Annotated in this window: 19 protein-coding genes and 3 tRNA genes; 6 read left to right on the forward strand and 16 right to left on the reverse strand. The window is 35.1% G+C overall.

The features are described 5' to 3' along the window. Nucleotides 1–194: 194 nt before the first annotated feature. Nucleotides 195–268 (reverse strand) — tRNA-Ala (locus ABYT26_RS14175). A gap of 583 nt (nucleotides 269–851) precedes the next feature. Here ABYT26_RS14175 and ABYT26_RS14180 point away from each other — a divergent pair. Both ABYT26_RS14180 and hflX read left to right on the forward strand, forming a co-directional pair. Next, on the forward strand, nucleotides 852–1535 hold the full coding sequence (locus tag ABYT26_RS14180; protein WP_372755023.1) for an energy transducer TonB: 684 nt from the start codon (nucleotides 852–854) through the stop codon (nucleotides 1533–1535). Nucleotides 1536–1758: 223 nt separating this feature from the next. After that, nucleotides 1759–2985: a GTPase HflX gene (gene hflX / locus ABYT26_RS14185; protein WP_372755025.1), complete on the forward strand. Its 1227-nt coding sequence runs from the start codon at nucleotides 1759–1761 to the stop codon at nucleotides 2983–2985. A 102-nt stretch (nucleotides 2986–3087) separates the two neighbouring features. Here hflX and ABYT26_RS14190 read toward each other — a convergent pair whose 3' ends face one another. Beyond that, entirely contained in the window at nucleotides 3088–4077 is a 990-nt protein-coding gene (locus ABYT26_RS14190; RefSeq protein ID WP_372755027.1) for an aspartate-semialdehyde dehydrogenase, read from the reverse strand. A 94-nt stretch (nucleotides 4078–4171) separates the two neighbouring features. On the opposite strand from ABYT26_RS14190, the gene ABYT26_RS14195 reads away from it, so the two are divergent. Then, nucleotides 4172–9688: a lamin tail domain-containing protein gene (locus tag ABYT26_RS14195; protein WP_372755029.1), complete on the forward strand. Its 5517-nt coding sequence runs from the start codon at nucleotides 4172–4174 to the stop codon at nucleotides 9686–9688. 220 nt (nucleotides 9689–9908) lie between these two features. Here ABYT26_RS14195 and lpxK read toward each other — a convergent pair whose 3' ends face one another. Further along, the gene (lpxK, locus tag ABYT26_RS14200) at nucleotides 9909–11036 is read right to left on the reverse strand and encodes a tetraacyldisaccharide 4'-kinase (RefSeq protein WP_372755031.1); all 1128 of its coding nucleotides are present in this window, start codon (nucleotides 11034–11036) and stop codon (nucleotides 9909–9911) included. Between the two features lie 311 nt (nucleotides 11037–11347). Beyond that, entirely contained in the window at nucleotides 11348–13141 is a 1794-nt protein-coding gene (sppA, locus tag ABYT26_RS14205) for a signal peptide peptidase SppA (RefSeq protein ID WP_372755033.1), read from the reverse strand. 180 nt (nucleotides 13142–13321) lie between these two features. Between sppA and folK the strand changes: the two genes are divergently transcribed. Further along, complete coding sequence (gene folK / locus ABYT26_RS14210; protein ID WP_372755035.1) at nucleotides 13322–13810, forward strand: 2-amino-4-hydroxy-6-hydroxymethyldihydropteridine diphosphokinase; 489 nt, start codon at nucleotides 13322–13324, stop codon at nucleotides 13808–13810. Nucleotides 13811–13854: 44 nt separating this feature from the next. Here the strand turns inward: folK and upp are convergent, their stop codons facing one another. The 6 genes from upp to ABYT26_RS14240 form a co-directional block, all read right to left on the reverse strand. Then, on the reverse strand, nucleotides 13855–14511 hold the full coding sequence (upp, locus tag ABYT26_RS14215; RefSeq protein WP_372755037.1) for a uracil phosphoribosyltransferase: 657 nt from the start codon (nucleotides 14509–14511) through the stop codon (nucleotides 13855–13857). Nucleotides 14512–14607: 96 nt separating this feature from the next. Then, entirely contained in the window at nucleotides 14608–15315 is a 708-nt protein-coding gene (gene radC, locus ABYT26_RS14220; RefSeq protein WP_372755039.1) for a DNA repair protein RadC, read from the reverse strand. Between the two features lie 112 nt (nucleotides 15316–15427). After that, the gene (gene rpsT / locus ABYT26_RS14225; protein ID WP_372755041.1) at nucleotides 15428–15679 is read right to left on the reverse strand and encodes a 30S ribosomal protein S20; all 252 of its coding nucleotides are present in this window, start codon (nucleotides 15677–15679) and stop codon (nucleotides 15428–15430) included. A 28-nt stretch (nucleotides 15680–15707) separates the two neighbouring features. Beyond that, nucleotides 15708–15782, reverse strand: a tRNA-Glu gene (locus tag ABYT26_RS14230). A 58-nt stretch (nucleotides 15783–15840) separates the two neighbouring features. Next, nucleotides 15841–15912, reverse strand: a tRNA-Glu gene (locus tag ABYT26_RS14235). A gap of 236 nt (nucleotides 15913–16148) precedes the next feature. Further along, on the reverse strand, nucleotides 16149–17090 hold the full coding sequence (locus tag ABYT26_RS14240; RefSeq protein WP_372755043.1) for a LysR substrate-binding domain-containing protein: 942 nt from the start codon (nucleotides 17088–17090) through the stop codon (nucleotides 16149–16151). Between the two features lie 476 nt (nucleotides 17091–17566). Here ABYT26_RS14240 and ABYT26_RS14245 point away from each other — a divergent pair, with 476 nt between their 5' ends. Continuing rightward, nucleotides 17567–18880 carry an acetyl-CoA hydrolase/transferase family protein gene (locus tag ABYT26_RS14245; protein WP_372755045.1) on the forward strand — a complete coding sequence of 438 codons (1314 nt, stop codon included), beginning with the start codon at nucleotides 17567–17569 and terminating at the stop codon, nucleotides 18878–18880. A 71-nt stretch (nucleotides 18881–18951) separates the two neighbouring features. Here ABYT26_RS14245 and ABYT26_RS14250 read toward each other — a convergent pair whose 3' ends face one another. Both ABYT26_RS14250 and murC read right to left on the reverse strand, forming a co-directional pair. Next, complete coding sequence (locus ABYT26_RS14250; RefSeq protein ID WP_372755047.1) at nucleotides 18952–21246, reverse strand: tetratricopeptide repeat protein; 2295 nt, start codon at nucleotides 21244–21246, stop codon at nucleotides 18952–18954. An 89-nt stretch (nucleotides 21247–21335) separates the two neighbouring features. After that, complete coding sequence (gene murC / locus ABYT26_RS14255) at nucleotides 21336–22703, reverse strand: UDP-N-acetylmuramate--L-alanine ligase (RefSeq protein WP_372755049.1); 1368 nt, start codon at nucleotides 22701–22703, stop codon at nucleotides 21336–21338. 112 nt (nucleotides 22704–22815) lie between these two features. Between murC and ABYT26_RS14260 the strand changes: the two genes are divergently transcribed. Then, nucleotides 22816–23658 (forward strand): MBL fold metallo-hydrolase, encoded by an 843-nt coding sequence (locus ABYT26_RS14260; protein ID WP_372755051.1) that lies wholly within the window; start codon nucleotides 22816–22818, stop codon nucleotides 23656–23658. Here the strand turns inward: ABYT26_RS14260 and ABYT26_RS14265 are convergent. The 4 genes from ABYT26_RS14265 to ABYT26_RS14280 are packed head-to-tail and all read right to left on the reverse strand — an operon-like array spanning nucleotide 23642 to nucleotide 25442. Further along, nucleotides 23642–23986, reverse strand: a complete 345-nt coding sequence (locus ABYT26_RS14265; RefSeq protein ID WP_372755053.1) for a hypothetical protein — start codon at nucleotides 23984–23986, stop codon at nucleotides 23642–23644. The two genes, ABYT26_RS14260 and ABYT26_RS14265, sit on opposite strands and share 17 nt — an antisense overlap. Before the next feature lie 31 nt (nucleotides 23987–24017). Beyond that, nucleotides 24018–24461, reverse strand: coding sequence for a DUF2752 domain-containing protein (locus tag ABYT26_RS14270; RefSeq protein WP_372755055.1), 444 nt, complete (start codon nucleotides 24459–24461; stop codon nucleotides 24018–24020). Continuing rightward, the gene (locus ABYT26_RS14275) at nucleotides 24454–24900 is read right to left on the reverse strand and encodes a hypothetical protein (RefSeq protein ID WP_372755057.1); all 447 of its coding nucleotides are present in this window, start codon (nucleotides 24898–24900) and stop codon (nucleotides 24454–24456) included. The genes ABYT26_RS14270 and ABYT26_RS14275 overlap by 8 nt, the downstream gene beginning before the upstream one ends. 32 nt (nucleotides 24901–24932) lie before the next feature. Beyond that, nucleotides 24933–25442, reverse strand: coding sequence for a TlpA family protein disulfide reductase (locus ABYT26_RS14280; protein WP_372755059.1), 510 nt, complete (start codon nucleotides 25440–25442; stop codon nucleotides 24933–24935). Nucleotides 25443–25636 lie beyond the last annotated feature (194 nt).

The following is a 25636-nucleotide window of genomic DNA, read 5'->3' on the forward strand; positions in this document are numbered from 1 at the left end:
GGCATTGGTATTCAATTTGTAATGGGGTGATTTACAGGTTTACACAGAAAATTGAAATACTTACTATAGTTATAGATAAGATTAGTCCTTATACCAAGGAGTAATTTTATTTTTTGAAAAAATAAGAGATAGATTGTTAGTACAAACAAAAAAAGCGCCCACGGTGGAAGCCCGTAAACGCCTTATCTTTAGTGTGGAGAATATCGGAATCGAACCGATGACCTCTTGACTGCCAGTCAAACGCTCTAGCCAACTGAGCTAATCCCCCAAAATTTTTAGTGAGTAAGATTTAAGGCGTAAATCGAATTGTATACTTGCTCTTAAGAAATACTCTATGCAATCAGGAGTGCAAATATAGAGTAAAATTGAATATCTCAAAATTTAATAGCCATCATTTTTAATAAATACAAACATTTTTCAATTCTATTCGTATGCATTAAAAGAGTAAAGAATCTATTGTTATTCGAAAATTGTTTGTCAAGGGACAAATGATGGGTAGTAATGTATAGTGTGTATAGGTAGGATGAGTACGAACACAATAGATTCTTTACTCTACTTTTGTGTTAATAATAATTTAGATTGCCTATAAAGAAAGAATGGACTAAGTTTATAGTTCATTTATACACAGAGGCTTTATCCCATAGTTAATTACCATAAATTTCTCGTCCTAATCATGAATTCTCAAAGGTTTACTCTCTGAGAATCAAAAATATTGCCTCAATAAAAGAGTTTGTTTTTATATTTTTATATCTTTATCCCTTGGTTTTATTCTTAGTCCAAAAGGATTTTGATTATAAAATTGAATTACTTAGTTTTAAGCGCTGAAATTAAAAGAAAATTAAAAGAAGATTATGGAAGTTAAGAAGTCACCAAAAGCAGATCTTGAAAATAAGAGAGGTCTTTTTCTTGAGATCGGTCTGGCTCTTACTCTTGCCTTTGTGCTTCTTGCATTTGAATGGAGTGTAGATTCTAGCGAAGCTACTGGCCTGCAAGATCAACAAGAAATGGAGGCGGAGGAAGAAATGATTCCTGTTACTAGACAAGAACCAATTAAGCCACCACCACCACCACCACCAGCTCCTAAGGTTGCTGATGTTTTGAACATTGTTGATAACGAAGAGGAGATTGAGGACGAGTTAGAAATTGAAGATTCGGACGCAGATATGGATGAAGAAGTTGAAATCCAAGTTATAGCGGAAGAAGAAGAAGAAGATGAAGCTCAAGTTTTTGTGATTGTAGAAGACATGCCTGAGTTTCCAGGAGGACAATTAGAACTACAAAAATGGATCGCTAAATCGGTAAAATATCCTGTAATTGCTCAGGAAAATGGTATTACTGGTCGTGTTTTCGTAACTTTTGTTGTTAATAAAGTGGGTGCTGTAGAACAAATTCGTGTTGTTCGTGGAGTAGATCCTTCTTTAGATAAAGAAGCAGTACGAGTGATTGGTGAAATGCCAAGATGGAAGCCAGGTAAGCAACGTGGTAAAGCTGTAAAAGTATCTTATACTGTACCAATCAACTTCCAATTACAATAGATTAAATCTATATTTTATTAGATATATGAGGCTCTGATTTTTCAGAGCCTCTTTTTTTTTATAATATATGTGCTATTGCTTTTTGAATATTGTTTATTTTTGGTCGATAATTTGCGTATTTTGCAAATAGTCTTGATTGTGAAGATTAGATTTTACATTCAATTCAAAATCAGAAAAAACTTTATGGAGGCAATTTTGCCTTTTTATTTTGCAAATAGATTAAATGGGAGAGAAGCTTATAATAGATAGAGAAGTAGAGAAAGCAATTTTGATTGGCGTTGTTGATAAATCAAAAAACATGACAGAAAGACTAGTTCAGGAATACCTTGATGAATTAGACTTTCTAGCCTTAACTGCTGGAGCCGAAACGGTGAAACGTTTTACTCAGAAAATGGATTATTCAAATCCAAAAACTTTTGTAGGTGCTGGTAAATTAGAGGAAATTTTGTACTATTTAGAAACGCATAAGGATGTTGAAATGGTAATCTTCGATGATGAACTTTCCCCAACTCAACTTCGAAATATAGAGCGAGCCTTAAAGCGTAAGATATTGGATAGAACCACTTTGATTTTAGATATTTTTGCAAGTAGAGCTCAAACTGCTAATGCAAAAACTCAGGTTCAATTGGCTCAATATCAATACATGCTTCCCCGATTAACCAGAATGTGGACTCACTTGGAACGACAACGTGGTGGTATTGGTATGCGTGGTCCGGGAGAAACCCAAATTGAAACTGACCGAAGAATTATTTTGGATAAAATCTCTAAGCTAAAAGCAGATTTAGTTAAGATTGATAAGCAGAAAGCCACCCAGCGTAAAAATAGAGGTAAATTAGTTCGTGTAGCTCTTGTTGGTTATACCAATGTGGGAAAATCTACTTTAATGAATATGCTTAGTAAATCGGAAGTATTTGCAGAAAATAAACTTTTTGCAACTCTCGATACTACAGTTCGTAAAGTCGTTATTCAAAACGTTCCTTTTTTGTTGGCTGATACAGTGGGATTCATCCGAAAACTTCCTCACCATTTGGTCGAATCTTTCAAATCAACGCTTGATGAGGTTCGCGAAGCCGATGTAATTCTTCATGTTGTGGATATCTCGCATCCAAATTTCGAGGATCAAATTAAGGTGGTAAACGAAACTATGCTCGAGATAGATAATCGGACTAAGCCAACATTCTTGGTTTTTAATAAAATTGATGCCTTTACTTACGAGAAAAAAGATGAGGACGATTTATTACCAAAAACAAAAGAGAATTTTAGTTTAGAAGAATTAAAACAAATGTGGATTGCTAAGGGAGATACACCTTGTTTGTTTATTTCTGCAATTAATAAGGAAAATGTGGAGGAGTTTCGTGAGAAAGTCTACGATGTGATCAAGGAAATTCATTCAGCAAGATTTCCTTATAATGACTACTTGTATCAGGATTATTCCAACCTAATGGATTAGTATTATCGGATAAAGAAAAACACTCAAATATTTACAAGAGAGTGCTTCGAATATAAAGTCAAAAGGCCAATGAATGATTATTCATTGGCCTAATTTATATGATTATACTAGTTTGTGTTTTGCAAGAAATTCTGCGATTTGAACCGCATTGGTTGCAGCTCCTTTTCTAAGATTATCAGAAACAATCCACATGTTTAATGTATTCGGGTTTGAAAAATCACGACGGATTCTACCTACAAAAACTTCATTTTTTTCGTGTGCGTATTTAGCCATTGGATATTCATTTTTCTCTAGGTTATCCTGCACAATTACGCCTTCGGTTTCCGAAAGAATTTTTCGAACTTCATCCAAATCAAAATCATTTGCAAATTGAATGTTTACCGATTCCGAATGACCACCAACAACAGGAACTCGAACAGCTGTAGCACTTACTCTTATGCTATCGTCTTTTAGAATCTTTTTGGTTTCGTTGGCTAATTTCATTTCTTCTTTGGTATAACCATTTTCAGTGAAATCATCGCAATGGGGAATACAGTTTTTATCAATTTCGTAAGGATATGCCATTTCTCCCTTTTTTCCCATGCGTTCGTTTTCAAGCTGTTTTACAGCTTTCACACCTGTTCCGGTAATGGATTGATAGGTTGAAATAATCAATCTTTCCATTTTAAATTTCTTGTGCAAGGGAGCAAGAGCAACAACCAATTGTATGGTAGAGCAGTTTGGATTGGCAATTATTTTGTCGTCAGAAGTTAAATCAACAGCATTTATTTCCGGAACAACTAATTTTTTGCTCTTATCCATGCGCCATGCTGAAGAATTATCGACAACAGTAGTGCCTACTTTTGCAAACTCGGGAGCCCATTTTAAAGAGGTGTCTCCGCCAGCTGAAAAAATTGCAATTTGTGGTTTTAAATTAATTGCATCCTTCATACTGATAACTTTGTATTTCTTTGAAGCAAATACAACTTCTTTTCCTACAGATCTTTCACTAGCTACAGGATATAATTCACTTATCTGAAAATTTCTTTCTTCCAGGACTTCCAGTATTTTCTGGCCTACCAAACCTGTGGCGCCGACAACTGCAATTCTCATAACATAATTTGATTTAAAAAGTTGATTGTAAGTTGGATTATAGTTAAATTAGCTTTAGTCGCATAAAGCAAATCAAATTTAAAAGGATTTTTTTATGAAAAAAACTCTTTGCCTGAAATTGTTCCTATTCATATTATTACTCAATAATAATTTTTTATATGCTGATGATATTTGGCAAACAGATTTTTCTGCTGAAATTGATAAAGGTTATTGGGGAACGAGTTCTGATTTATCAGGTGTATTGGATTGGAGCTTGGATATAAGCAATTGTACTTTGACCGATGAAGAAGACTATGTGATGGTGGTTTCAACTTCAGGAGGTCGTTTAGAAGCCAAAGATTGCGATGGAGAGGCTGTTTGGACCAGTAAGTCTTTTGATATATCTGGTTTTACTAATGTTTCACTTTCTGTACTTATGGCAGAAACGGGTAGTTCAACAAATACTTTGAAATACGCAAAAGCATATTATTCTCTCGATGGAGGAGCTGAACTTGCTTTTGAACTGAATGCCGAGAATATAGGGAATTGGGGAAGTGAAACTGCCACGCAATCGAATTTAAATGGTGATAGTCTTCAAATTGTTATTCGTGTTAATAACCCAAATTCAGGAGATTTGGTCTATTTCGACAATATTGTGGTTAGCGGAGATCCAATTGTTCCTGAAAGCGATCAATTAACGCAAATTGTGGTTTCCGAAAATCCGATTGAGTCCGTTCTTCTCTATTCAACAAATAATGATGCTAATAGTGCCGTAAGTTGTTTTAGCTTTGCGATAGACGAAAGTTCGGAAGCAATTGATGGCTTGGCAACAAAAATAAATCGAATGATTTTTCTCAATTCTAACCCCGAAAACGGAATGAGTTGGGAGAATTGTTTGGGAGGAATTAGCTTGTTCTCAGATAGCGAGGAGATTATTCCTCAAAGCATTTCCATTACTCATGACTCCATTGTGATGGATTTTGCCGAAGAGCAGGTTAATATCCCTGATGCGGAAAAAAAAGAGTTTGAATTAAAGGCCTTCTTAAATACCAACAATACCATAGTTGATGGAGAAACCTTCCAACTGTACTGTAAAAAATCAGAGGAAGGTTTTGAGTGTTTTTCTTCCGGATCAGGTTTAAAATCTGAAAATGATTCCCTATTATCTGCTTTGCATCAGATTGAGGTTGAGGCAGAGCGAATGATATTTTCAGAATTTCCAACAGTAGCTATTCGTAATCAGTATTTTTCTGTGGCACTAAATGCGGTGGATGGGTTTAATAATAAGGATTTTGATGCGGATCAAGAGCTTACATTATCTTTAGAAAGTGGATCTGGAGAATTGCTTTCACCTTTAGGATTTCAAAATACTTTTGTTGATGGAGAAATTCACTTCGATTCTCTGCAGTATTCTCTTCCAGAAAGCATTCAACTGCTCGCAACAAGTGATTCCTTGTCTTCCATTCTCTCCGATAGTCTGTTAGTTGAGAATACATATAAAACCGATATTGAGGTAGATTCTTCGCATTACTCAGGTTCAGAGATTTCTTCTTTACTTACCGCAAGTACAGATGCTATTGAGGTGTTTCGTTTTTCGGTAATTGATTCTGGAGATGATGAGCTTCCAACACTTTTGCAGAGCATGAGATTTATTGGTTCATATAGTAATGAAGCAAATTGGGAAGAATCCATTGCAGAGTTCATCTTAAAACGAAATGGTGTTGTTATTGAAGCAGGAATGGAATTGGAAGATGATCAGTTGAATTTGTTATTCGCGGATAATGAGGAGGTTCCTAGTGAGGATACATTGGAGTATTCTGTGTTTTGCTATCTGAAAGCCGGGAACACATCCGATAAGGAAATTTTTCAAATGAAGATTGATTCTTTGCACAACGGATGGTCAATTTCAGATGCAGGAAGTGGTTTGAAAGCAATGTTTAGCAATAATTTAGTAGGACCTGAATTTACTTTCGAGGTACTTGCTCAAAAAATGGTATTCGAGGCCTATCCTGAAGTGGTAGCATTTCAAGAGGAATTTGAAATGTTAGTTCAATTGGAAGATAGCTTGGGGAATATTGATACGAATTTTAGCACAGAGATTGAGCTTTCGGTTGCCTCCGGAGATGGAGATTTAACTTCAGATAATCTGGTATTGGCAAGTGAAAATGGTTACTTTTTATGGTCTGATTTAGTCTACGGTGAGGCCGATAATTTTACCATTCATGCAGAATGTAAGGACTTTTCGACTATTTTGACCACCAATATATCTGCTGTCGATCAAGATTCTTATATTGACCCTATTAGCGCTATTTTGGCAAGTGAGCTGAGTTCCTTAGCAACAAGTCAGGAAGAGGCAATTCCTGTTTTAAATTTTAGCATAAAAGATCAGGCCAGCCACGATCAACTGCCTACTATTATTTCCAATTTGAAGTTTTACAATTCACAGACAGATGGTTCATTTTCCTGGTCGAAACATATTGCTGGTGCGGTTCTTATCTGCAACAATGAAGTGATTGCTTCAAGCTCGGCTATTGAGGATGATTACATCAGTTTTAGTTCATCGAAAGGTGTTCTCGAAATAGAAAACGATTCAGAGATGGATTTAAGTTTAGCTATCTTTTTTCGAATAAGTCAATTGCCAGATAAGGCTACATTTCAAGTTAAAATACCGCAAGAGCATGGATGGAGAACCATTCAAAATAGCTCTTCTTTGGCAGAATTCTTGGACCAGGATATAACTTCAGGAATTCTTGCTGTTTCTGTTGTTGAAAGCTGTATCTCTTTTTCATCCTATCCTTTCCAAATTGGAAATTCGGATGAAAAATTCGCTTTAGAATTGGTAGCTAGTGATGCCTTGAATAATATTGCAACCAATGCCAATGGAATGATTCAGTTGAGTTTACTGCAAGGCAATGGAGATTTAACTATCCCGGACAGCGACTATGTTTTGGAAAATGGAGAGGTAAAAATAGATTCAGTAGCGTATAGTGGAGATGACGACTTTAGACTTTTAGTCGAGTCTGATTGGGGGCGTGATTCCATCCTGATTTATGTTGGCGAAGATGAATTGACCATTAATGAAGATTTTGAAACTGAAGGTTTGAATAATTGGCTAAATACTTCTGATTGGATGTATTCTTCTTATCAAACAATTAATGGAAACTACTCTTTAAAACACAATTTATCGGAAGAGTTTGGAACAAGTTATATTAGTAGATCCCTACCAGGATTTGATCCTAGTGGCAGTGCAATTCATTGGAGTTTTATTATTCGAAATGGAGAGTGGGATCCAACTTCTGGAAATAAATTTGCATTTCATGTTCTTATGGATGATTCAACTCCTGAAATGGCTACAAGTGATTATTTGGTAGGAGTAAATCAAACAGGATCAAGCGATTTGTTGAGTTTTTGGAATTTGGATGAAGAGGGAAATAAAAATGTTTTACTGGAGTCTGAATTTAATTGGAATGAAAATGAAGCTGTTGCAATTTCACTTTCTTACCATCCAGGTGGATTGTGGTCGATTAGTTATAATAGATTGGGTAGCAAAGAAAACTGGACTTTCTTGGCATCCATTCAATCGGAGCCACAAGGTGACGATAAAGAGTGGTTTTGTGCACTGGGTTTTACCTTTGAAACTGCATCGAGAGCTGGAAATTTATGGTTCGATGATTTGAAGGTAGAAGCTATTAATACGGCACCTTTTTTAAAATCATATGAAATTGTGTCGGCAGATACCTTGTTGCTGGAATATTCAGAAAGTCTCGATTTCTTGAAATCCTCTCTTCTCAAAAATTTCAACTTAGAACGAACAGATGGGGAAGTTTACAGCATGCAAATTGCTTCGGGAGAGGATAATAAGGATTTGGTGCTCGTTTTGGATGAAGAATTAACAACTGGGGATTATCTTCTCGAATTGTTAAATATCACCGATACGAAAGGAGCGGTGCAGGATCAGGAATCTATTACTTTCGGCTATTTTGCAGAAGCAAAAGTAAATGATGTGGTAATCAATGAGATTATGGCTGACGAAGATCCTTCTGCTGGCCTTCCCAAATATGAATACATTGAACTTTATAATACCAGCGAGTTTCCTATATCCGTTGAGGATTGGATCTTAAAAGTTAGTGAGAAAGAACGGGTTTTAAGTTTAGATACCATTGCTGCCTATGGATATTTAATTTTATGTTCCAACGCTGCAGCCGTGGAATTAAGCGAATATGGTTCTGTGCTTGCCATGAACAGTTTTCCAGCATTAAGTAACTCAGGAGATAGTATCGAGATACAATCGAAGGAAAAATTAAGAATCGATCAAATTACTTACAATGATTCATGGTACCAAAACGACGATAAGTCAAATGGAGGTTGGTCTATTGAACGAATTGATCCTGAAAATACGGCTTGGCAAGAAATGAACTGGAAGGCTTCAGTAGATGAATTGGGAGGAACTCCAGGTGCATTGAATTCAATTGATTCTGAAAATTCTGACAACATAGCACCAGTTCTTCTTACGTGTAGTTTTGTTGCAGAAAATTGTATCCAGCTAGTTTTTAACGAAGCCATGGCAAGCGATGGGATTTTCGACTTGAATAATTATCAATTAACCCCTGAATTAGTTAAGCCTGTAAGAATAAATCAGATCGATGAAATCGGGAAAGAATTTCAAATGTATTTTCAGAATGATTTAATAGTGAATAGTCAATATAAACTATTGGTAAGTAGTGAGGTTAAAGATTTAGCAGAAAATTCTCTGGAAATAACAGAATATTCTTTTTGGGTTCCTGGAATCATTGCTTCGGGTGATTTAATTGTTAACGAAGTATTATTCAATCCTTACCCTAATGGGGTGGATTTTGTTGAGATTGTTAATATATCTGATAAGGTACTGGATATCTCCCAGTTAAAAATTGCAACAAGAGATGAAAGTTATAAATTAACGGATGAAATTTTTCTTTCTGAGAGATTTCTGTCAAATATGGAATATTTGTTGGTGACCGAGGATTCACTTAACATTCAGGAAAATTATTTTACTTCCAATCCCGATGCTTTTATTCAAGTGAAATCGATGCCTTCTTTTGCTGATGATGAAGGAAGGGTGGTTTTGGTTTCTAATGATGAGATCATTGACGATTTTTCCTATAGTGAGGAAATGCATTTTCAGTTATTAACCGATAAAGAAGGAGTTTCCTTGGAAAGAATTAATCCATTAGGAGAAACCAATAGTGATTCAAATTGGCAATCGGCAGCGCAAACTGTAGGATTTGGAACACCTGGTTTGCAAAATTCTGTGTTTAGTGATCTCGATGTAGTTGAATCAGAGGTTAGTTTGTCGCCAAAACTGTTTAGCCCAGATAATGATGGAATTGATGATCGCTTGCAGATTAATTTTAACCTGCAGAAAGATGGTTTCTTAACGAATGTTAGAATTTACAATTCAATAGGGATAGAAATTAGAAGATTAGCGAATAATTTAAATCTGGCAAAGGAAGATTCTTTATTTTGGGATGGGTTGACTTCGAATCAGGAAAGAGCATCCATAGGAGTTTATATTGTGTACATTGAACTGTTCAGTCCAGAGGGGGAAGTTCAAAATTATAAAAAGACTTGCGTTTTAGGTGGAAAGTTTAATTAGCTGGCTTTTTTTTAACTCGCCAACAATGAGTGAATGCAAAAAGGAATTTGCTTTTGCTTTTCTCGTAAAAAAATTGTAACTTAATGTAAATTAGAGTGTTTGAAGCTTTTTAGTTGAGTGTGGACTGTTTTGCAAAAAGCTTTAAACAATGCCTGTTAATTAATGTAGTGGTTAATTCTATGGTAGGGTAAAGGGGAATCAATTGGATTCCCCTTTCATTTTATATTGAGTTCGTTTTTATGTTATGCAGATTGCTTGAGCGCTTATTTTTCCTAACATGGTTCATTATCTGGAGATCGAATCTCGATTTGTCTCCGTTTAAGAATTTGATGCGCAAAGGAATAAAAAACAAATGTGTTTTTATTAAATCTTGTTCAATATTCATATCGTAAAAGCGAGTTGCATCCTTTTCGGTGGTGACAATAATTTTATTTGTACCTCTTAGTTCCTCAAATTTTTTGCGGATGGTTTCCATGTCTTTGTTCGTAAAAGAGTAATGATCTGGAAATTTAATTTCTTTTACATGATCGGAGAAATTCTCAAGGTAATTACGAAGTGGTTTTGGATTGGCAATACCTGTAACCAGAAGAATAGAAAAATTTTCTTTCTCCCATTCCTCATTAATGATATTAATGGCTTTATCTTTAAATACAGGCATTAAACTTCCGTAGTCTAAACATGTAAAATAAAGCGATTGAAAAGGAAGAAGGTTAAGTTCTTTAACTATTATTCTTCTATCAATAGGTGTCATATTCTCAGGACTTTTGCTCACTATGATGATATTTGCTCGATCTTTTTCGTGAGAACTTTCTCGCAAGCGTCCGTAGGGTAAAATATAATCTCGCGTAATGGGGCGACTGTAATCAATAAGAAGAATAGATAGACCAGGTTTTATGAATCGATGTTGAAAAGCATCGTCAAGTAGAATTGCATCCAATTGATTTCCCGATTCAGATTGAAGCAGCTTTCTTACACCTTGAACTCTATCTTTGTCAACAGAGACTAATATGTCTGGAAATTTTCTTTTTATTTGCATGGGTTCATCACCAATCAAACTCGAAGTAGAGAACTCATCAGCAAGTAAATAACCTTTTGATTTTCGTTTATACCCACGGCTTAGAGTAGCTATTTTAAAATCGCCATTGAGTAGAGTGATTAAATATTCGATATGTGGGGTTTTACCAGTTCCGCCAACGGTAATATTTCCTACCGAAATTATGGGAATTTTAAATTCAGTACTGGGTAAAATAGAAAAATCGAAGAGAAGGTTTCGAACAAATACGATGATCCCGTAAAGTATACTGAATGGAATAAGCAGAATTTTTAGGATGGGAGTTAGTTTCTTCATTCTATCGTATATTTGAATAAGGAAGTGCTTTGTTCAGACTTAGTTCCATTAATAAGTGTTCTGTTATTGTGCTTAAAATTACAGAAATATTTTCTTTGATAATAATTTTCTTACATGGCATAACTAAAAATCATTACTGTTTTCAGCTTAAGGTAGTCATTAGAGAAATGAATTAATAATTTAATTTCGTGTTTTTCATCGAAGTATGAAGATTTACTTGTGGAAATATCTAGATTTTGCAGAGAATAGGTTTTTATTTCAAAAAAAGATCCTCAAGAAATGAGGATCTTTGCAAGTGAAACAACTTGTTTCTAGCGTAAGTCAATTTCGTAAGGAATACGAGCTTGTACTCCACCAAGCTGTATTAAGTCTTGTGTTTTTTGATAGGTGTTATATAAGTCACCCAACTCGTTTTTAATAATTTTACTTTGGGCTTTTCCGCTTAGATCTTCAAGAATACTTTCAAAAGGATCTTTTAGTTTGGGTAGGGAAACAATTCTGTACTCTTCAACCCCAGCTTTCTCTTTTGCGATTTTAATGGCAGTTTCTAGTCCACCCAAAATATCAACCAAGCCAATTTTTTGAGCATCCATAGCATTCCAAACTCTTCCTTGAGCCACTTCATGAACTTGTTCAACTGTCATGTGTCGTCCATCTGCAACTCGTTGCAGGAAGGTGTCGTAACCATTGTTGATTATTGATTGAACAATTTCTCTTTCGGTAGGAGTGAATTTTCGAGATGAAACCGGTAAAAGTAAAGGATAGTTACCTCCAAAAGCAGCATGTTTATTGGTTCCGTAAGTATCTGTTGTCAAGCCAAGCTTCTCTTTAATTAATTCTTCCCCCGAGAAGAACAGTCCGTAAATTCCAATTGATCCGGTAATGGTGTTTTTATCGGCAACAATAGTGTCGGCCGAACAGGCTATATAGTAACCGCCCGAAGCAGCTACATTTCCCATGGAAGCAATTACAGGTTTTACTTCAGAGGCTAATTGTACTTCTCTCCAAATAAAGTCTGATACATTAGCATATCCACCTGGTGAGTTCACTCGTAATACAATTGCTTTAATGGTTGAATCGATACGAGCTTCGCGAATGGTTTGTGCCAATTCAGGTCCAATAGAACTTTCATTTTGCTCCAAGCCAATAGCTCCGCTGGCATAAATAACTGCAATTTTATTTTTCGAAAATTTAGGGTCGGCTTTTGGAGTGGTAGCATAATCAGGCATGCTCACTAATCTTAGCTTTTTATTTTCTTTAATACCAGAAAGCTGTCTAAGCTTATCTTGCATTTGATCTTCATAAATAACGCTGTCGATTAAACCATATTTTTTGGCGTCTTCTGCTTTTCGAATGGCTACCTCGTCAATTAGTTGATTTAATTTTTCTACGGAGATGTTTCTTTCTTCGGAGATTCCTTCGAGCAATTGGTTCCACATGGCACCAACATAAGCCATGGTTTGTTCACGACTCTCGTTACTCATGTCATCACGAAAATATTGCTCGGTGGCTGATTTGTATTTCCCAACTCGAATAACCTGAGCTTCAACACCTATTTTTTCAAGGAATTTTCGGTAAAAGGTTCTTTCTCCACCCATTCCTAAAAGGAATAAACCAGCTTCAGGATTTAGGTATATACTATCGGCAACAGAACTTAAGTAGAAGGCTTTTTGCGAATGGCCAAAATTATTATAGCTAACAATAAATTTGCCTGTGGTTTTGAATTCTTTTAGTTTGTTTCTGATTTCTTCGATAGAAGCCATCCCTCCAAAATTTGCAGGTATATCAGTAATGTTAAGATATATTCCTTTGATTTTATCATCCGTTTTTGCTTTCTCAATATTCTCAAGAACTGTGTTGAGACCAATATTTGCATCTGCACTAAATGTTGTGAAATTAAAGTTAGCCAATGGGTTGTCGGAACCACGATCTACTAATTCATTGTTTAGTTTTATTTCCAGAATACTCTTTTCTTTAACCGTAACGGCTTGGTCGCCGCTGGCAACAACGGCAGAAATGATCATTATTCCCAGGAATAAAAATATCAGACCACCTATAATAACTCCTATGATGGAGGCAAATGTAAATTTGAAAAAGCTCTTCATAATAAATGTGTTTTATGAATAATCAATTAATAACAGATAATTCAAAATTTATGTAAATTTCGATACAAACAAATATATTTATTTAAACTGAGAATGCTTAGGTGTTATAGTGTATTTTCGATATTCATTTTGATATGGCAGTTTTCTTTGTTTCTTTTACCGATAAAAGGAATATTTCACATGGCAAAAGTTTATTTTTTATTGGGAGGTAATTTGTCTGAACGGGAAAAATACCTTTCCGATGCTATTCAGCAAATGGTTTCGAAATTGGGTGTATTAGTTGCTAGTTCGAGTATTTATGAAACCGAACCATGGGGCTTTGTACACGAGCTAAATTTTCTCAATCAGGTTGTTGTTATAGAAACTTGTATTGCTCCGCTAGATATCTTGGATGTAACCCAGCAAATTGAGAAAGATTTGGGTAGGGTTCGAAAGAAAAATCAGTACAGCGAAAGAACAATTGATATTGATATGCTGTTTTACGAGGATAAAATTATTTCATCTGAAAGGTTGATTGTTCCACATCCCAGAATTCAGGAACGATTATTTGCTTTGGTTCCCATGCTTGATGTTGCTGCCGACCTCATTCATCCAGTCTTAGAAAAAAGTATAAGGCAATTGCATGAACTTTGTGCCGATTCCATGGAGGTAAAAAAGTATAGAGCATAAAAAAGGCTTGTTTGCAAAAACAAGCCTTTTTTATTAGTTTTTATTTATCCAAGTTTAGCACCATATGCAAGATCACCTGCATCACCGCAACCAGGAACGATGTATGATTTTGAGTTTAATTCTTTATCAACAGCACCTATCCAAATGGTAATATTTTCGTTTGGAAGTTTATTTTTGATAAACTCAACTCCTTCTTCACTACCAATAACAGCTACAATGTGAACATGCTTAGGAGTTCCTTTTGTTAACATTGCTTTGTATGCCAATTCCATTGAAGAGCCTGTTGCCAACATAGGATCAGCTAAAATAACCACTTTATCATCAATAGATGGAGACGAAATGTATTCGAAATTGATTTTGAACTCACCGTCATCAGAATATTTTCTGTAGGCAGAAATAAATGCGTTTTCTGATCGGTCGAAGTAATTTAATAGACCATTGTGTAAAGGTAAACCTGCTCTTAGGATAGAGGCTACAACTACCTGAGAAGAAGGTATGTTTGTAAGAGACTCACCAAGAGGTGTTTGAATTGGATTTTCACTGAAATCTAATTTTTTGCTGATTTCGTAAGCAAAAATTTCGCCTACTCTTTCCAGATTTCTTCTAAAGCGAAGCGGATCGGATTGAATATTTATATCTCTTATTTCAGCTATAAATTGGTTGAAAAGAGAGTTTTGATCTCCTAAAGTATTGACTACCATGATTATTTGTTTAAAAATTAGCTGAGTGCAAATATAGCTATATTTCAAAAAAAATAGGACATAGAAAGGAGTAAAAATTGGCAAGTCTGACTCAGTCTAAATTAGGCCTTCGTCGGCAAAGCTAAAATATTGTTCATCAGCTATTATAATGTGATCTAATATGGAGATATTCATTAATTTACCCGCATCTATTGCTCTAGATGTGACTTCTTTATCTGCTTGCGAAGGCTGTAAGTTGCCAGAAGGGTGATTGTGGCAGAGAATTAAGTTGGTTGCTTCTAACAAAAGGGCATCCTTAAATACCAATCTAACGTCAAAAACTGTTCCTGTGATTCCACCAGATGACACGTTTTTAATCTCGACTATTTTATTGGCCCGATTTAGGTAAAGAACCCAAAATTCTTCATGACCTAGATTTTCTACGTACGGTGACATGATATCGTAGGCATCCTGGCTAGAGGATATTTTTGGTTTTTGTCGACTGAGAAAGGCTTTTTGTCTGCTGCCTAATTCTAGAGCTGAGATAATACCGATGGCTTTTGCTTGGCCGATTCCTGGAATTTTAATCAGATCAGGAATGGATTTTTTTGCGAGTTGATTTAAATCGTTGTTGCAATGGGAGAGGATGGATTTAGATAATTCTACAGCAGACTGTTTTCGATTACCACTTCCAATAATAATAGCTAATAGTTCGGCCGAAGATAAACTTTTAACCCCTTTGTACATTAATTTTTCTCTGGGACGATCTTCTAAAGCCCAGTTTTTGATGCTTAATTTTTTATATTCATCCATTAGCCATTTCATTAATACTTAATTAAAGTTATGGAATTATATGGAATTCTCAAATGAAAATTTAGTGCACGACAAAAAGGGTTCTCAATGAGAACCCTTCAATATAGAGTTAAAGTGTCTTTACTTACAGTTTGTTAACGTGTGAAGCTAATTTAGATTTTAAGTTAGCCGCTTTGTTTTTATGAATTACATTGATTTTTGCAAGTTTATCTAACATTGCAGTAACCGTTGGTAATAATTCGTTAGCAGCTTCTTTATCTGTAGTAGCACGTAACTTTCTTACAGCATTTCTAGTAGTCTTAGCGTAAAACTTGTTGTGTACGCGTTTTTTTTCAGACTGTCTTATTCTTTTAATTGCAGATTGATGATTTGCCATCTCTTAAAGTTATCTAAATTATTTATCTTGGTAGTCCGTAGGGGAATCGAACCCCTGTTACCAGGATGAAAACCTGGCGTCCTAACCCCTAGACGAACGGACCATTATCTTTATATTGCGTAGCAAAGATAAGTTAAAAATAACTTGCTACAAATTTTTCGTAGTCCGTAGGGGAATCGAACCCCTGTTACCAGGATGAAAACCTGGCGTCCTAACCCCTAGACGAACGGACCATTTGATTTTAAAGAGCTGCAAAGGTAAATTAAAAATTTAATTTTGCAAATACATTTCTGTATTTTTTTCTCAGTAAATAACTTCAGAATTGTTGTGGTAATGGTGACCACTATTTTTTTCTTTAGCGATGCAAAGAAAGAGATAATTCTTTACATTGGCAATACTTTATTTGAAAAAAAATCACACTTTTTTTGTTGTTAGACACTAAGTGCTTCACTCCTAGATTGAAAAAAAATTAGTGCCATTCAACAATTGTTCCTTTTGAGCTATCTAAAAGTTCTTTTGGAATAATACTCTGGATATTTTTCGCCAATAAATCGAGTAATTTATTTTTCGAGTAATGTCGAGAATAAACCAAACTTACCTCTCGCAATGGGTGCAAATTTGTAAATCTCTTAACTTGACTCATTTTCTCGGCAGGTAAATATTGGGTTGCTAGTTCGGGGATTAATGTAAATCCACCTTCTTTGTCGACAATCTTCATTAATGTTTCTAAGGAATTACTTTCGAACTCGAATGGCAATTCCTGGTGTTGTAAGTCATGCATTTCGCAAAGGTTGATTACTTGATTTCGGAAACAGTGACCATCGCCCAGCATCCATATTTCCGGAGTGGCAATATCTTTTACTTCTAAAATTGGTTTTTTTAGTATCTCGTGATCTTTGTTTGCGTAAATCATCATTTCTTCATAAAACAAAGGTCTTTCAATTATCTTATCATCTTTTGCGGGGGTTACAAACAGGCCTACATCTATTTTGTCTTTTTTTAAGCTGGTAATGATATCTTCGGAAACCATTTCCTCAACTTCTACTTTAATTGCTGGATAATTACGAATGTAGTCGCCTATAAACATAGGAAGAAGAAAAGGAGCGAGGGTAGGTATGATTCCTATTTTCAGGTTTCCTTCAATGGTGTTTTTATGGTTTTTTATAATATCGTCGATTTTTTTTGTGTCTCCTAATATTATTCTGGCTTGTTCTATGATATCAGTTCCTACATCGGTTGGTATAATGGGTTGCTTGCTTCGGTCGAATATGGTTACATCCAGAAATTCTTCCAGTTTTTTTATTTGCATACTTAAAGTTGGTTGTGTGATAAAGCACTTATCAGCAGCAGTTGCAAAATGACGGTAGGTGTCTACGGCAACTATATATTCCAATTGGGTTATTGTGATCATGAAAATGAAATTTAATGTAAGGCAAATATAAACATTATCTATTGCATAATAAACAATATTGATTTGATTGATGGGTTAAATGGTTGTATATTTGAGTGTAAATGTAAAAAACAAAGATTATTTACATTTTCGAAAAGTTATAAATGGCTAAGTTAGCATACTTTTGAAATATTGGGTTATTAACAATAATAGTTTGATAGTTTTTGTTATTTAAGTTTTATTAGATGTTTGGGTTTTGTAGCCGGGAAAAATTCCCGGCTTCTTTATTTCTATACTTTTCCTATTTGCTTGCCAGAATGATCTTGTTTTCAATTTTATTTTTAATTGTTTTCCATCTCAAAGTCTTAGTTATGAAGCGGTAATGTGAGTATGTTTTGTAGCAGTAATGCTGAATAGCAGACGCATAATTCAAAAAATGTACTACTTTAGTCGGCGATTTAGAAATTATTCAAAACATCATAAAACCAATTAATAAGATGCAAAAAGAGATCAAAACAGTTTCTTTTGAGGAAGCAGCGAAGGTGATTAAGTCTGGTGATAGAGTTCATTTGCACTCTGTAGCATTGGCTCCACAGAAGTTTATTAACGCAATGTGTGAAAGAGGTCGTAGAGGTGAAATTTACGATGTAGCTATACAACATTTACACACAGAAGGACCAGCTCCTTATGCAGACGCTGAGTTTGAAGGTATTTTTAACTTAGAGTCTTTGTTTGTAGGTGCTAATGTAAGAAAGCAAACACAAGCAGGTTATGCAGATTACATTCCTGTATTTTTGAGTGAAACTCAGCAATTAATCCGTGAAGGAATTTTAAAAGTAAACGTAGCTGTTGTTCAGGTAAGCGTTCCTGATAAGCATGGTTATGTATCTTTAGGTACTTCTGTAGATGCTACTAGATCAGCTGTTGAAACTGCCGATACTGTTGTAGCGGTTATCAACCCAAATGTACCTCGTTCTTTTGGTGATGCGATGATGCCATTGAGTTATTTTGATGTATTCTGCGAGGATGATACTCCATTAATTGAACACGCAGGTGCACCATTAAGTGAAATGGATATTCAAATTGGTAAAAATGTTGCTAATTTAATTCCTGATGGAGCTTGTCTTCAAATGGGAATTGGTGGTATTCCAAATGCAGTATTGGCTCAGTTAGGAAATCACAAAGATTTAGGAGTTCATACCGAAATGTTTGCAGATGGACTTTTGCCATTGGTTGAGAGTGGTGTTGTGAATGGAATGAATAAGAAACTAGATAAAGGTAAGATTGTTGCTGGTTTCCTAATGGGAACCAAAAAACTTTACGATTTTGTTGATGATAATCCAGGAGTTTTAATGATGGATGTTGCTTACACTAACGGTGTAGGTATTATCAAGCAAAATCCAAAAGTATGTGCTATTAATTCAGCTTTATCAATTGATATTACAGGTCAGGTTTGTGCCGATTCTATTGGAACAAGACATTATTCAGGAGTAGGAGGACAAATTGACTTTACTCGTGGTGCTGCAGCATCAGAGGGTGGTGTGCCAATTATTGCTATGCCTTCGGTAACTGGAAAAGGTCTTTCTAAGATTGCTCCAACTCTTATGTTGGGATCTGGTGTTGTAACAACTCGTAACAATATGAGATGGTTCGTAACTGAATATGGTGCTGTAAATTTATTTGGAAAAACCCTTCAACAAAGAGCTAAAGCAATTATTTCTGTTGCTCACCCTAATTTTAGAGAAGAATTAGATCAGGCAGCTTTCGAAAGATTTGGTAGTCACTATCACTTTGTTGCTAAAAAATACTAATCGATATATAAATCGATTTCAATAAAAAAGGCCTCTATTGAGGCCTTTTTTTTTATGTGGTAATTATTCTTTCAAGAACTGGATTTCATTAATTTGTCTGATTTAGGAATGGTAATGTAAAAGCTACTTCCTTTTCCTTCTTCACTATCGGCCCATATTTTGCCTCCATTTTTCTCGATGTATTCTTTGCAGAGCAATAAGCCAATTCCAGCCCCTTTTTCCTGAGCTGTTCCTAAAGCGAGATAATCATTATCCAAACGGAATATTTTGTTAAGGTTAGTCTTATTCATACCAACTCCTTCATCTGATATTTCAAGTTCAATCAGGTATTTTTTTTCTCGTGCCGAGATGGTTATTTTTCCCTCTCGGTAGGAGAATTTAATAGCATTGGAGAGTAAATTTTTAAATACTTCAGTCATAGCTGCAGTATCGGCAAAGGCTTTCGAATGGCTATCAAAATTAAAAATTAGCTTAATATTTTTCTCGATAAGTTGCTCTGAAAGTTTGCTTAAGCTATGCTCTAAAAGTTCTTTTACGTTAAAAATACGTGGCGAAAATTTTGTTTTTCCTGATTGGGAAGCCGACCATAATAGAATGTTTTCAACAAGATTGTAGGTGTGAAACGATAGATCTTTGATGTGCTTAGATAATTCTTTTTGAGATTTAATAGGTTCATTATCAAAACTCTTAAGTAGTTTGGAACTGAGTTTTTTCATGTCGATAAAAGGACTACGTAGATCTTTCGAAATAATATTGAATATTTTATCCTTGGTCAAATTCAAATCACGCAAACTAACTTCGGTTTCTTTCAATTTGGAGTTGATTTCTTCCAGTTCCTTATTCTTATCGGTTAAGGCTATGGTCGCTTCCTTTCTTATTTTAATGTTTCTTCGGGCAATGTATCCTATAATCCCTGCAAATAGTATTAAGGCAATAAAAAGGTAAATTACGATTGTTTGCTGTCGGTTGTATGCTTTTAGACTTTTTATTTCGTCGTTGTTTTTTGAAATTTGGTAGTTGGCTTCAAATTCAGATATTTTATCTTTATCAATCTGATCAACAATACTATCGTATTGGGTGTTTGAGAATTCCCGGAAATACTCTAATGCTTTTTTATAGTCTCCTCGGTTGGAGTAGTATTCAAATAAATTTTCGGAGGTGATTTTCTGTAAACTCCTGTCCATACATTTGTTAGCTTGATCAAATGCGGTGAGTAAGTAGCCTTCTGTTTCTTCGCTTTGGTAATATTTCATTAGAATTTCGCCAATACTGTTCGACGAATAGGCTACACCTTTACTATTTCCAATTCTATTTTGTATGGTAAGTGATATTTTATGAAACTCTAAACTCTTATCGAAATTATTGTAGCTATTATAAAGATTTCCAATCAATGAGAATACATTCGCTTGTTCTTTTGGGTCGTTAATTTCATCGTATATCCGTAAGGCATCGTTGTAGTTTTTCAAGGAGTAATCAAGCTCATTTAGATCTTTGTAAACGGTGCCGATATTTTTAAGAGTAGCTGCAATGAATCGCTTGTTACCTATTTCATTTCTAATGGCAAGTGATCTATTGTAGTAAGACAAAGACTCATTAAAATTATTTAATCTCCAGTAAATTCCTCCAATATCATTTAAAGAAAAGGCAATTAGGTTTTTATCTCCAATTTCTTCTCTTATTTGAAGCGCTTTGCGGTAGTATTCAAGTGCTTTGTTGGGTTTGTTTAGGTTTTTGTATACATTTCCCAGGTTGTTTAGCGAAGAGGCTATGTCTGATTTATCACCTAGTTCGAGTCTTATTTCTAGGGATTTAAGATAAAATTCCAAAGCGTTTGCATAATCCTTTTTTAGCCAAAAAACACTTCCAATATTATTTAAGGTGTAAGCATATTCCTTTGGTGTTCCTTCTTTCTGCCTAATTTCCAAAGAGCGGTTAAGATGATCTAATGCTTCATCGTATTTGTTAAGAATTTTATAGATTTCCCCAATATTGTTCAAGCAGCTTGCTGATCCACTTTGGTCATTTAGTGTTTCACGAATTTCAAGAGCTTGGTTTTGACAATCGAGGGCTAGTCTGTAGTTATTAGTATGTCGGTATAAATTGCCTAGGTTGTAAAGTGAAATTGCTTTTTCTACATTATTTTTTGAGTTTAATGTGACAATTTCTTTTGCATAATCAATACTCTTGTTAGGATCTGTATCCATGTATAGTTGGGAAAGTTCCTTGAGTAATGCTATCCGCTTGCTTCCTTCAGTACTTTTTAATAGTTCTTCAGCATTTTCAATTTGCTTCTGATTTTGCCCCAATGCCATATTGATTGGGACAAAAAGAAGAAGTAAAAAAATGCGTGTAAGCTTGAAAAGCATGGTATTTCCGAATTTGAGAGTATATGTTGTAAAAATAGTATTTATTTACTTATTAACAATATAATAAGTCTGAAATAGTGATACTTAGATTATTTAGCACTTACTATAATTTTCTCAGCTAGGGAAGCAAGGTTTGTACCAGTAAAGTTTCCCGAACTCATTAGCAATACAGTTGTATTCATAAAATTCATTGAGAGTAAATCGCTAATTAGTTTTTTTGAATTGGTGTAAACAGAAAGATTATCGCCACCAAATGCTTCGGCTACTTGCTCGCTGCTGATTAATTCTAGTTTTTTATGTGCGATTGTATGCGGATCGAAATAAACAAAAGCTCGATCGGCTGTTTTCATGGTGTTCTTGTATTGAGGTAGAAATTCTTTTTTTAAGCTACTAAAAGTGTGAAGTTCCATAATAGCAATAAGTTTGCGTTGTGGATATTGCTTTTTCACCGCCAAAGTGGTTGCTTTTAGCTTGGAAGGGGAATGTGCAAAATCCTGAAAAACACAACAATTGTCATTCTCCGCTAGTTTTTGTAATCTGCGTGCAGCCCCCGAAAAACTCTGAATCGATTGATAAAAGTCAAGATCTTTTAGTCCAATGCTTTTACAGATGTAATAGGCGCCCATTAAATTTTGTAGGTTGTGCTCCCCAAATATTTCAAGTGGAAAATCACCTAAATTTGTTTGTAGAATACTTTGATTGTTTACAAGTTGAAAGGGATGTGTATTGTAGGGTAAATAGCTAATGTCACCGCGCTTGTTGGCAATGATTTTTTGGATGTGTTCATCTTCTTCAAAATAGATAAGACTTCCCTTTTCTTGAATTAAATCAGTAAAAATCTTAAACTGTTCTACATAGTTTTCGAAGGTTGGAAAAACGTTGATATGATCCCAGGCAATTCCTGTAAGCAAAGCAATGTGTGGGTGGTAGAGATGGAATTTTGGTCTTCTGTCGATGGGGGAAGATAGATATTCATCTCCTTCGAAAATGGCTATGTTAGCTTCTTGGGTTAATTTTACCATGGTGTCGAAACCTTCAATTTGAGCCCCAACCATGTAATCGAAATCGATATTATTTTCCTTTAGCACATGCATTACCATTGATGTTGTAGTGGTTTTTCCATGGCTACCACCTATAACAATTCGGGTCTTGTCTTTCGTCTGCTCGTAAATGTATTCGGGATAGGAGTAAATTTTTAAACCTAATTCTTGTGCGCGTAAAAGTTCAGGGTTATCTATTCGAGCATGCATTCCAAGAATGACAGCATCTATTGATTCATTAATTTTCTCTGGAAACCAACCCCATTTTTCAGGTAAAAGCTTATGTTTCTCTAATCTAGATCTTGAGGGATCGAAAATTTCATCATCGGAACCTGTTACAGTATAATTTTTTAAATGTAAAGCTATTGCAAGGTTGTGCATGGCGCTGCCACCAATGGCTATAAAATGTACTCTCATTGTTAATCCCTTTTAAAAATTGTATTTTTGACTTTCTATAATCAGCTATTGCTGCAAAGCCTTATTTATGGACTGATTTGAGATTAAAGATAACATATTTAAGTTAAAATAGATGAAAATATACAAGATCGAGACAGGCAATTTTAAGTGCGATGGAGGAGCTATGTTTAGCGTGGTTCCGAAACTTTTATGGAGCCGTAAATATCCAAGCGATGAGGATAATTTGTGCAACTGTGCCATGCGGAGTATGTTGGTGGTTGATGGAGAGCGTAAAATCTTAATTGATAATGGAACTGGAGACAAGCAAGGAGAAGATTACTTTAAAAATCATCATCTTAATGGAGATGCCAGTTTATTGAATTCTCTTGCTGAGATTAAGGTAGATCCGCAAGAGATTACAGATGTAGTGTTTACGCATTTACATTTTGATCATTGTGGTGGAGCTGTGCGTAATGGAGCCATCAAGGATGTTTACGAACTGGTGTTTCCAAATGCCACTCATTGGGTGAGTCGTCCACAATGGGAGAACTATTGCCAACCAAACATCCGCGAAGCAGATGCCTACTTTAAGGAAAATGTGTTACCCATAAAAGAAGCTGGAAAATTAAAGATTATTGAAGAGGAAGGCGAATTATTTCCGAATTTCGATTTGCGTTTTGTGAACGGACATACTCCTGGATTGATGGTCCCCGTGATAAAAATACAGAACAAAACAATTGTTTTTGCAGGTGATTTTATTCCTACAGCGGCAAATGTTCCTGTAAAGTGGTTAGCGAGTTATGATCTAAATCCGAGTATCTCTTTGCGCGAAAAAGAACTCTTTTTAAAAGAGGCTGTTGAGAATAGCTACATTTTATTTTTTCAACACGATATTTTAAACGAATGTTGTTCGTTGAAACAAACAGCTCGAGGGGTTAAAGTGGATGAATTCTTTTTGCTCAATGATATTCGCTAAAACTTAGATCGTTCTGATAGCTATAGGTTTTCAGAACGTTCTCGATGTTTAAAATTCGTTGTGAAACTGTTCCTTTTGAGCCAAAATATTTGTAGGTAGAATCGAGAGTGTGTAGGTAATATTCCAAAAGTCTAAGTTGTGTTGATATAGTAGACATTTCGAATTTTTTTTCCAAATCGAGGTGTTTAATTCCCTCTTGATCCATTAATTTTTGAATCAAGGAGGCAGCCCTGATGATTCGTTTGGATAGATGAAGTTCATTGTAAACATGCATAACCATAATACTGGTCAGCAGTGCGAGGCAAACAATCACAAGTAATACTGACATATCGGATGAATTAGTTTAATAAAAATTGAACTTATTCGTAGTTTACGATGGTTTCCGAAAAAAGTTTAATGGTGAATAATATTAAAGGTCTGAAGGTCAGATAAAAGGTGAGGGCTGAAAGTGTGATGTCTGTAAGAATGTAAATTTTTAGTGCTGAAAAATTATTTTTTATAAGCACAGAGCTTAGACTTCTGAAAATAAGTTGAAAGAAAAAAAACAGAAAAATAGGTAAGGCTTCTGAATTATAGTTTTTTGCTTCCTGTATATCGCCACGAATTAGGGCTGAAAAACTACGAGATAATCCTGTTGAAGGACTTTTTTCACCTGTAATTTTAGTATAAATCGATGGTATGGGATGATTGCTTTTTTGTGGAGAAAACAGACCTGAATAAATAAAGATACAAAGGATAATTCCTGCCAAGCTAAGGTTGATGATTTTGTAATTTTGCTTGAGTTGAAGATGAGAATTACTCATTGACAATTTTGATATCGATAGAAAGGCTATCATTTTTATATTTGATGGAATCGATACATACTTCATCGAGTTGATTTTCTAGATCTTGCAAGGCGTCTTGTAATTCTGGATTGTATAACGATTCATCAATCATCTCTTCTACAAAACCCTCAATTTTGTCTTCGTTAAGACTAGCGATTCCAACTACAAATATCAGCCAGAGAGATGCTACCAATACGCCAATAATAGATACAACAAGAGCTCCTATGTTAATTCCTCGAGCTCCGTTGTTTTTGTTGGCTTGCGATAGTCCAATTGCGCTTATAATAATGGCTACTATACCTGGAATAATAGCAATTATTCCAATGCAGGGAATAAATCCCAACAGGAAGGTCAAGATTCCAAGTATTAATCCAATAATCCCTAAAGTTTGTCCGGCATTTGTCTCTGCTTGTTCCATTATAGTGTTGATTAATCCAATATCTAAAGGTACTAATTTTTCAAGATTATCTTCATCAGATCTTTCTCGAGCGATTTTTTGGGCTGTTCAATAATATGACCTATTTCTCTTCCTTCTCGCGAAATAATAGCAGTTGGTACATACATTATGTTATCGGCTTTTGCATCAAAATCGGGTGCCGATTTGTGGGTATCTAAGGCATATATTTGAAGTTGGTCCAAAGGGAATTTAATTTCTTTTAGAATTTTAATAAAATGAGGTACTTCTCGATGACTGTCGTGGCACCATGATCCGAGAACGAGAGTTATATTTATTTGCTTCAGGTTTACATCCTTCAGTTTTTTGAGAACTTTAGCATTTGTATGGTACTCTTTGTATTCTGGAGCATACCAATTCTTGCATAGTTCTGTATCAAAAACCTCGAGTGTAAGTTCACCGATAAGAACTTGTTTTTTAATTTGGGAATCTTCTTTGCTCTTATTTTGTGCGGTAAGAAGGAAGGTGAAACTATAAAATAGTAGAAGTAGAGTTGTTTTTTTCATGGCTTACTATTGTTGATTTAGGACAAAAAAAAAGACAGGAACATCGTTCCTGTCTTTAAATATAGTAATAAAAGAACTAGTCTTTGTATTGCTCAATTAGGATATCCAACATTTGAATAGCACATTTTGATACTTTGGTACCAGGACCAAATACACCAACAACACCAGCTTCGTATAAGAAATCGTAATCCTGA

The sequence above is a fragment of the Labilibaculum sp. genome (assembly GCF_041595635.1).
Classification (GTDB): domain Bacteria; phylum Bacteroidota; class Bacteroidia; order Bacteroidales; family Marinifilaceae; genus Labilibaculum.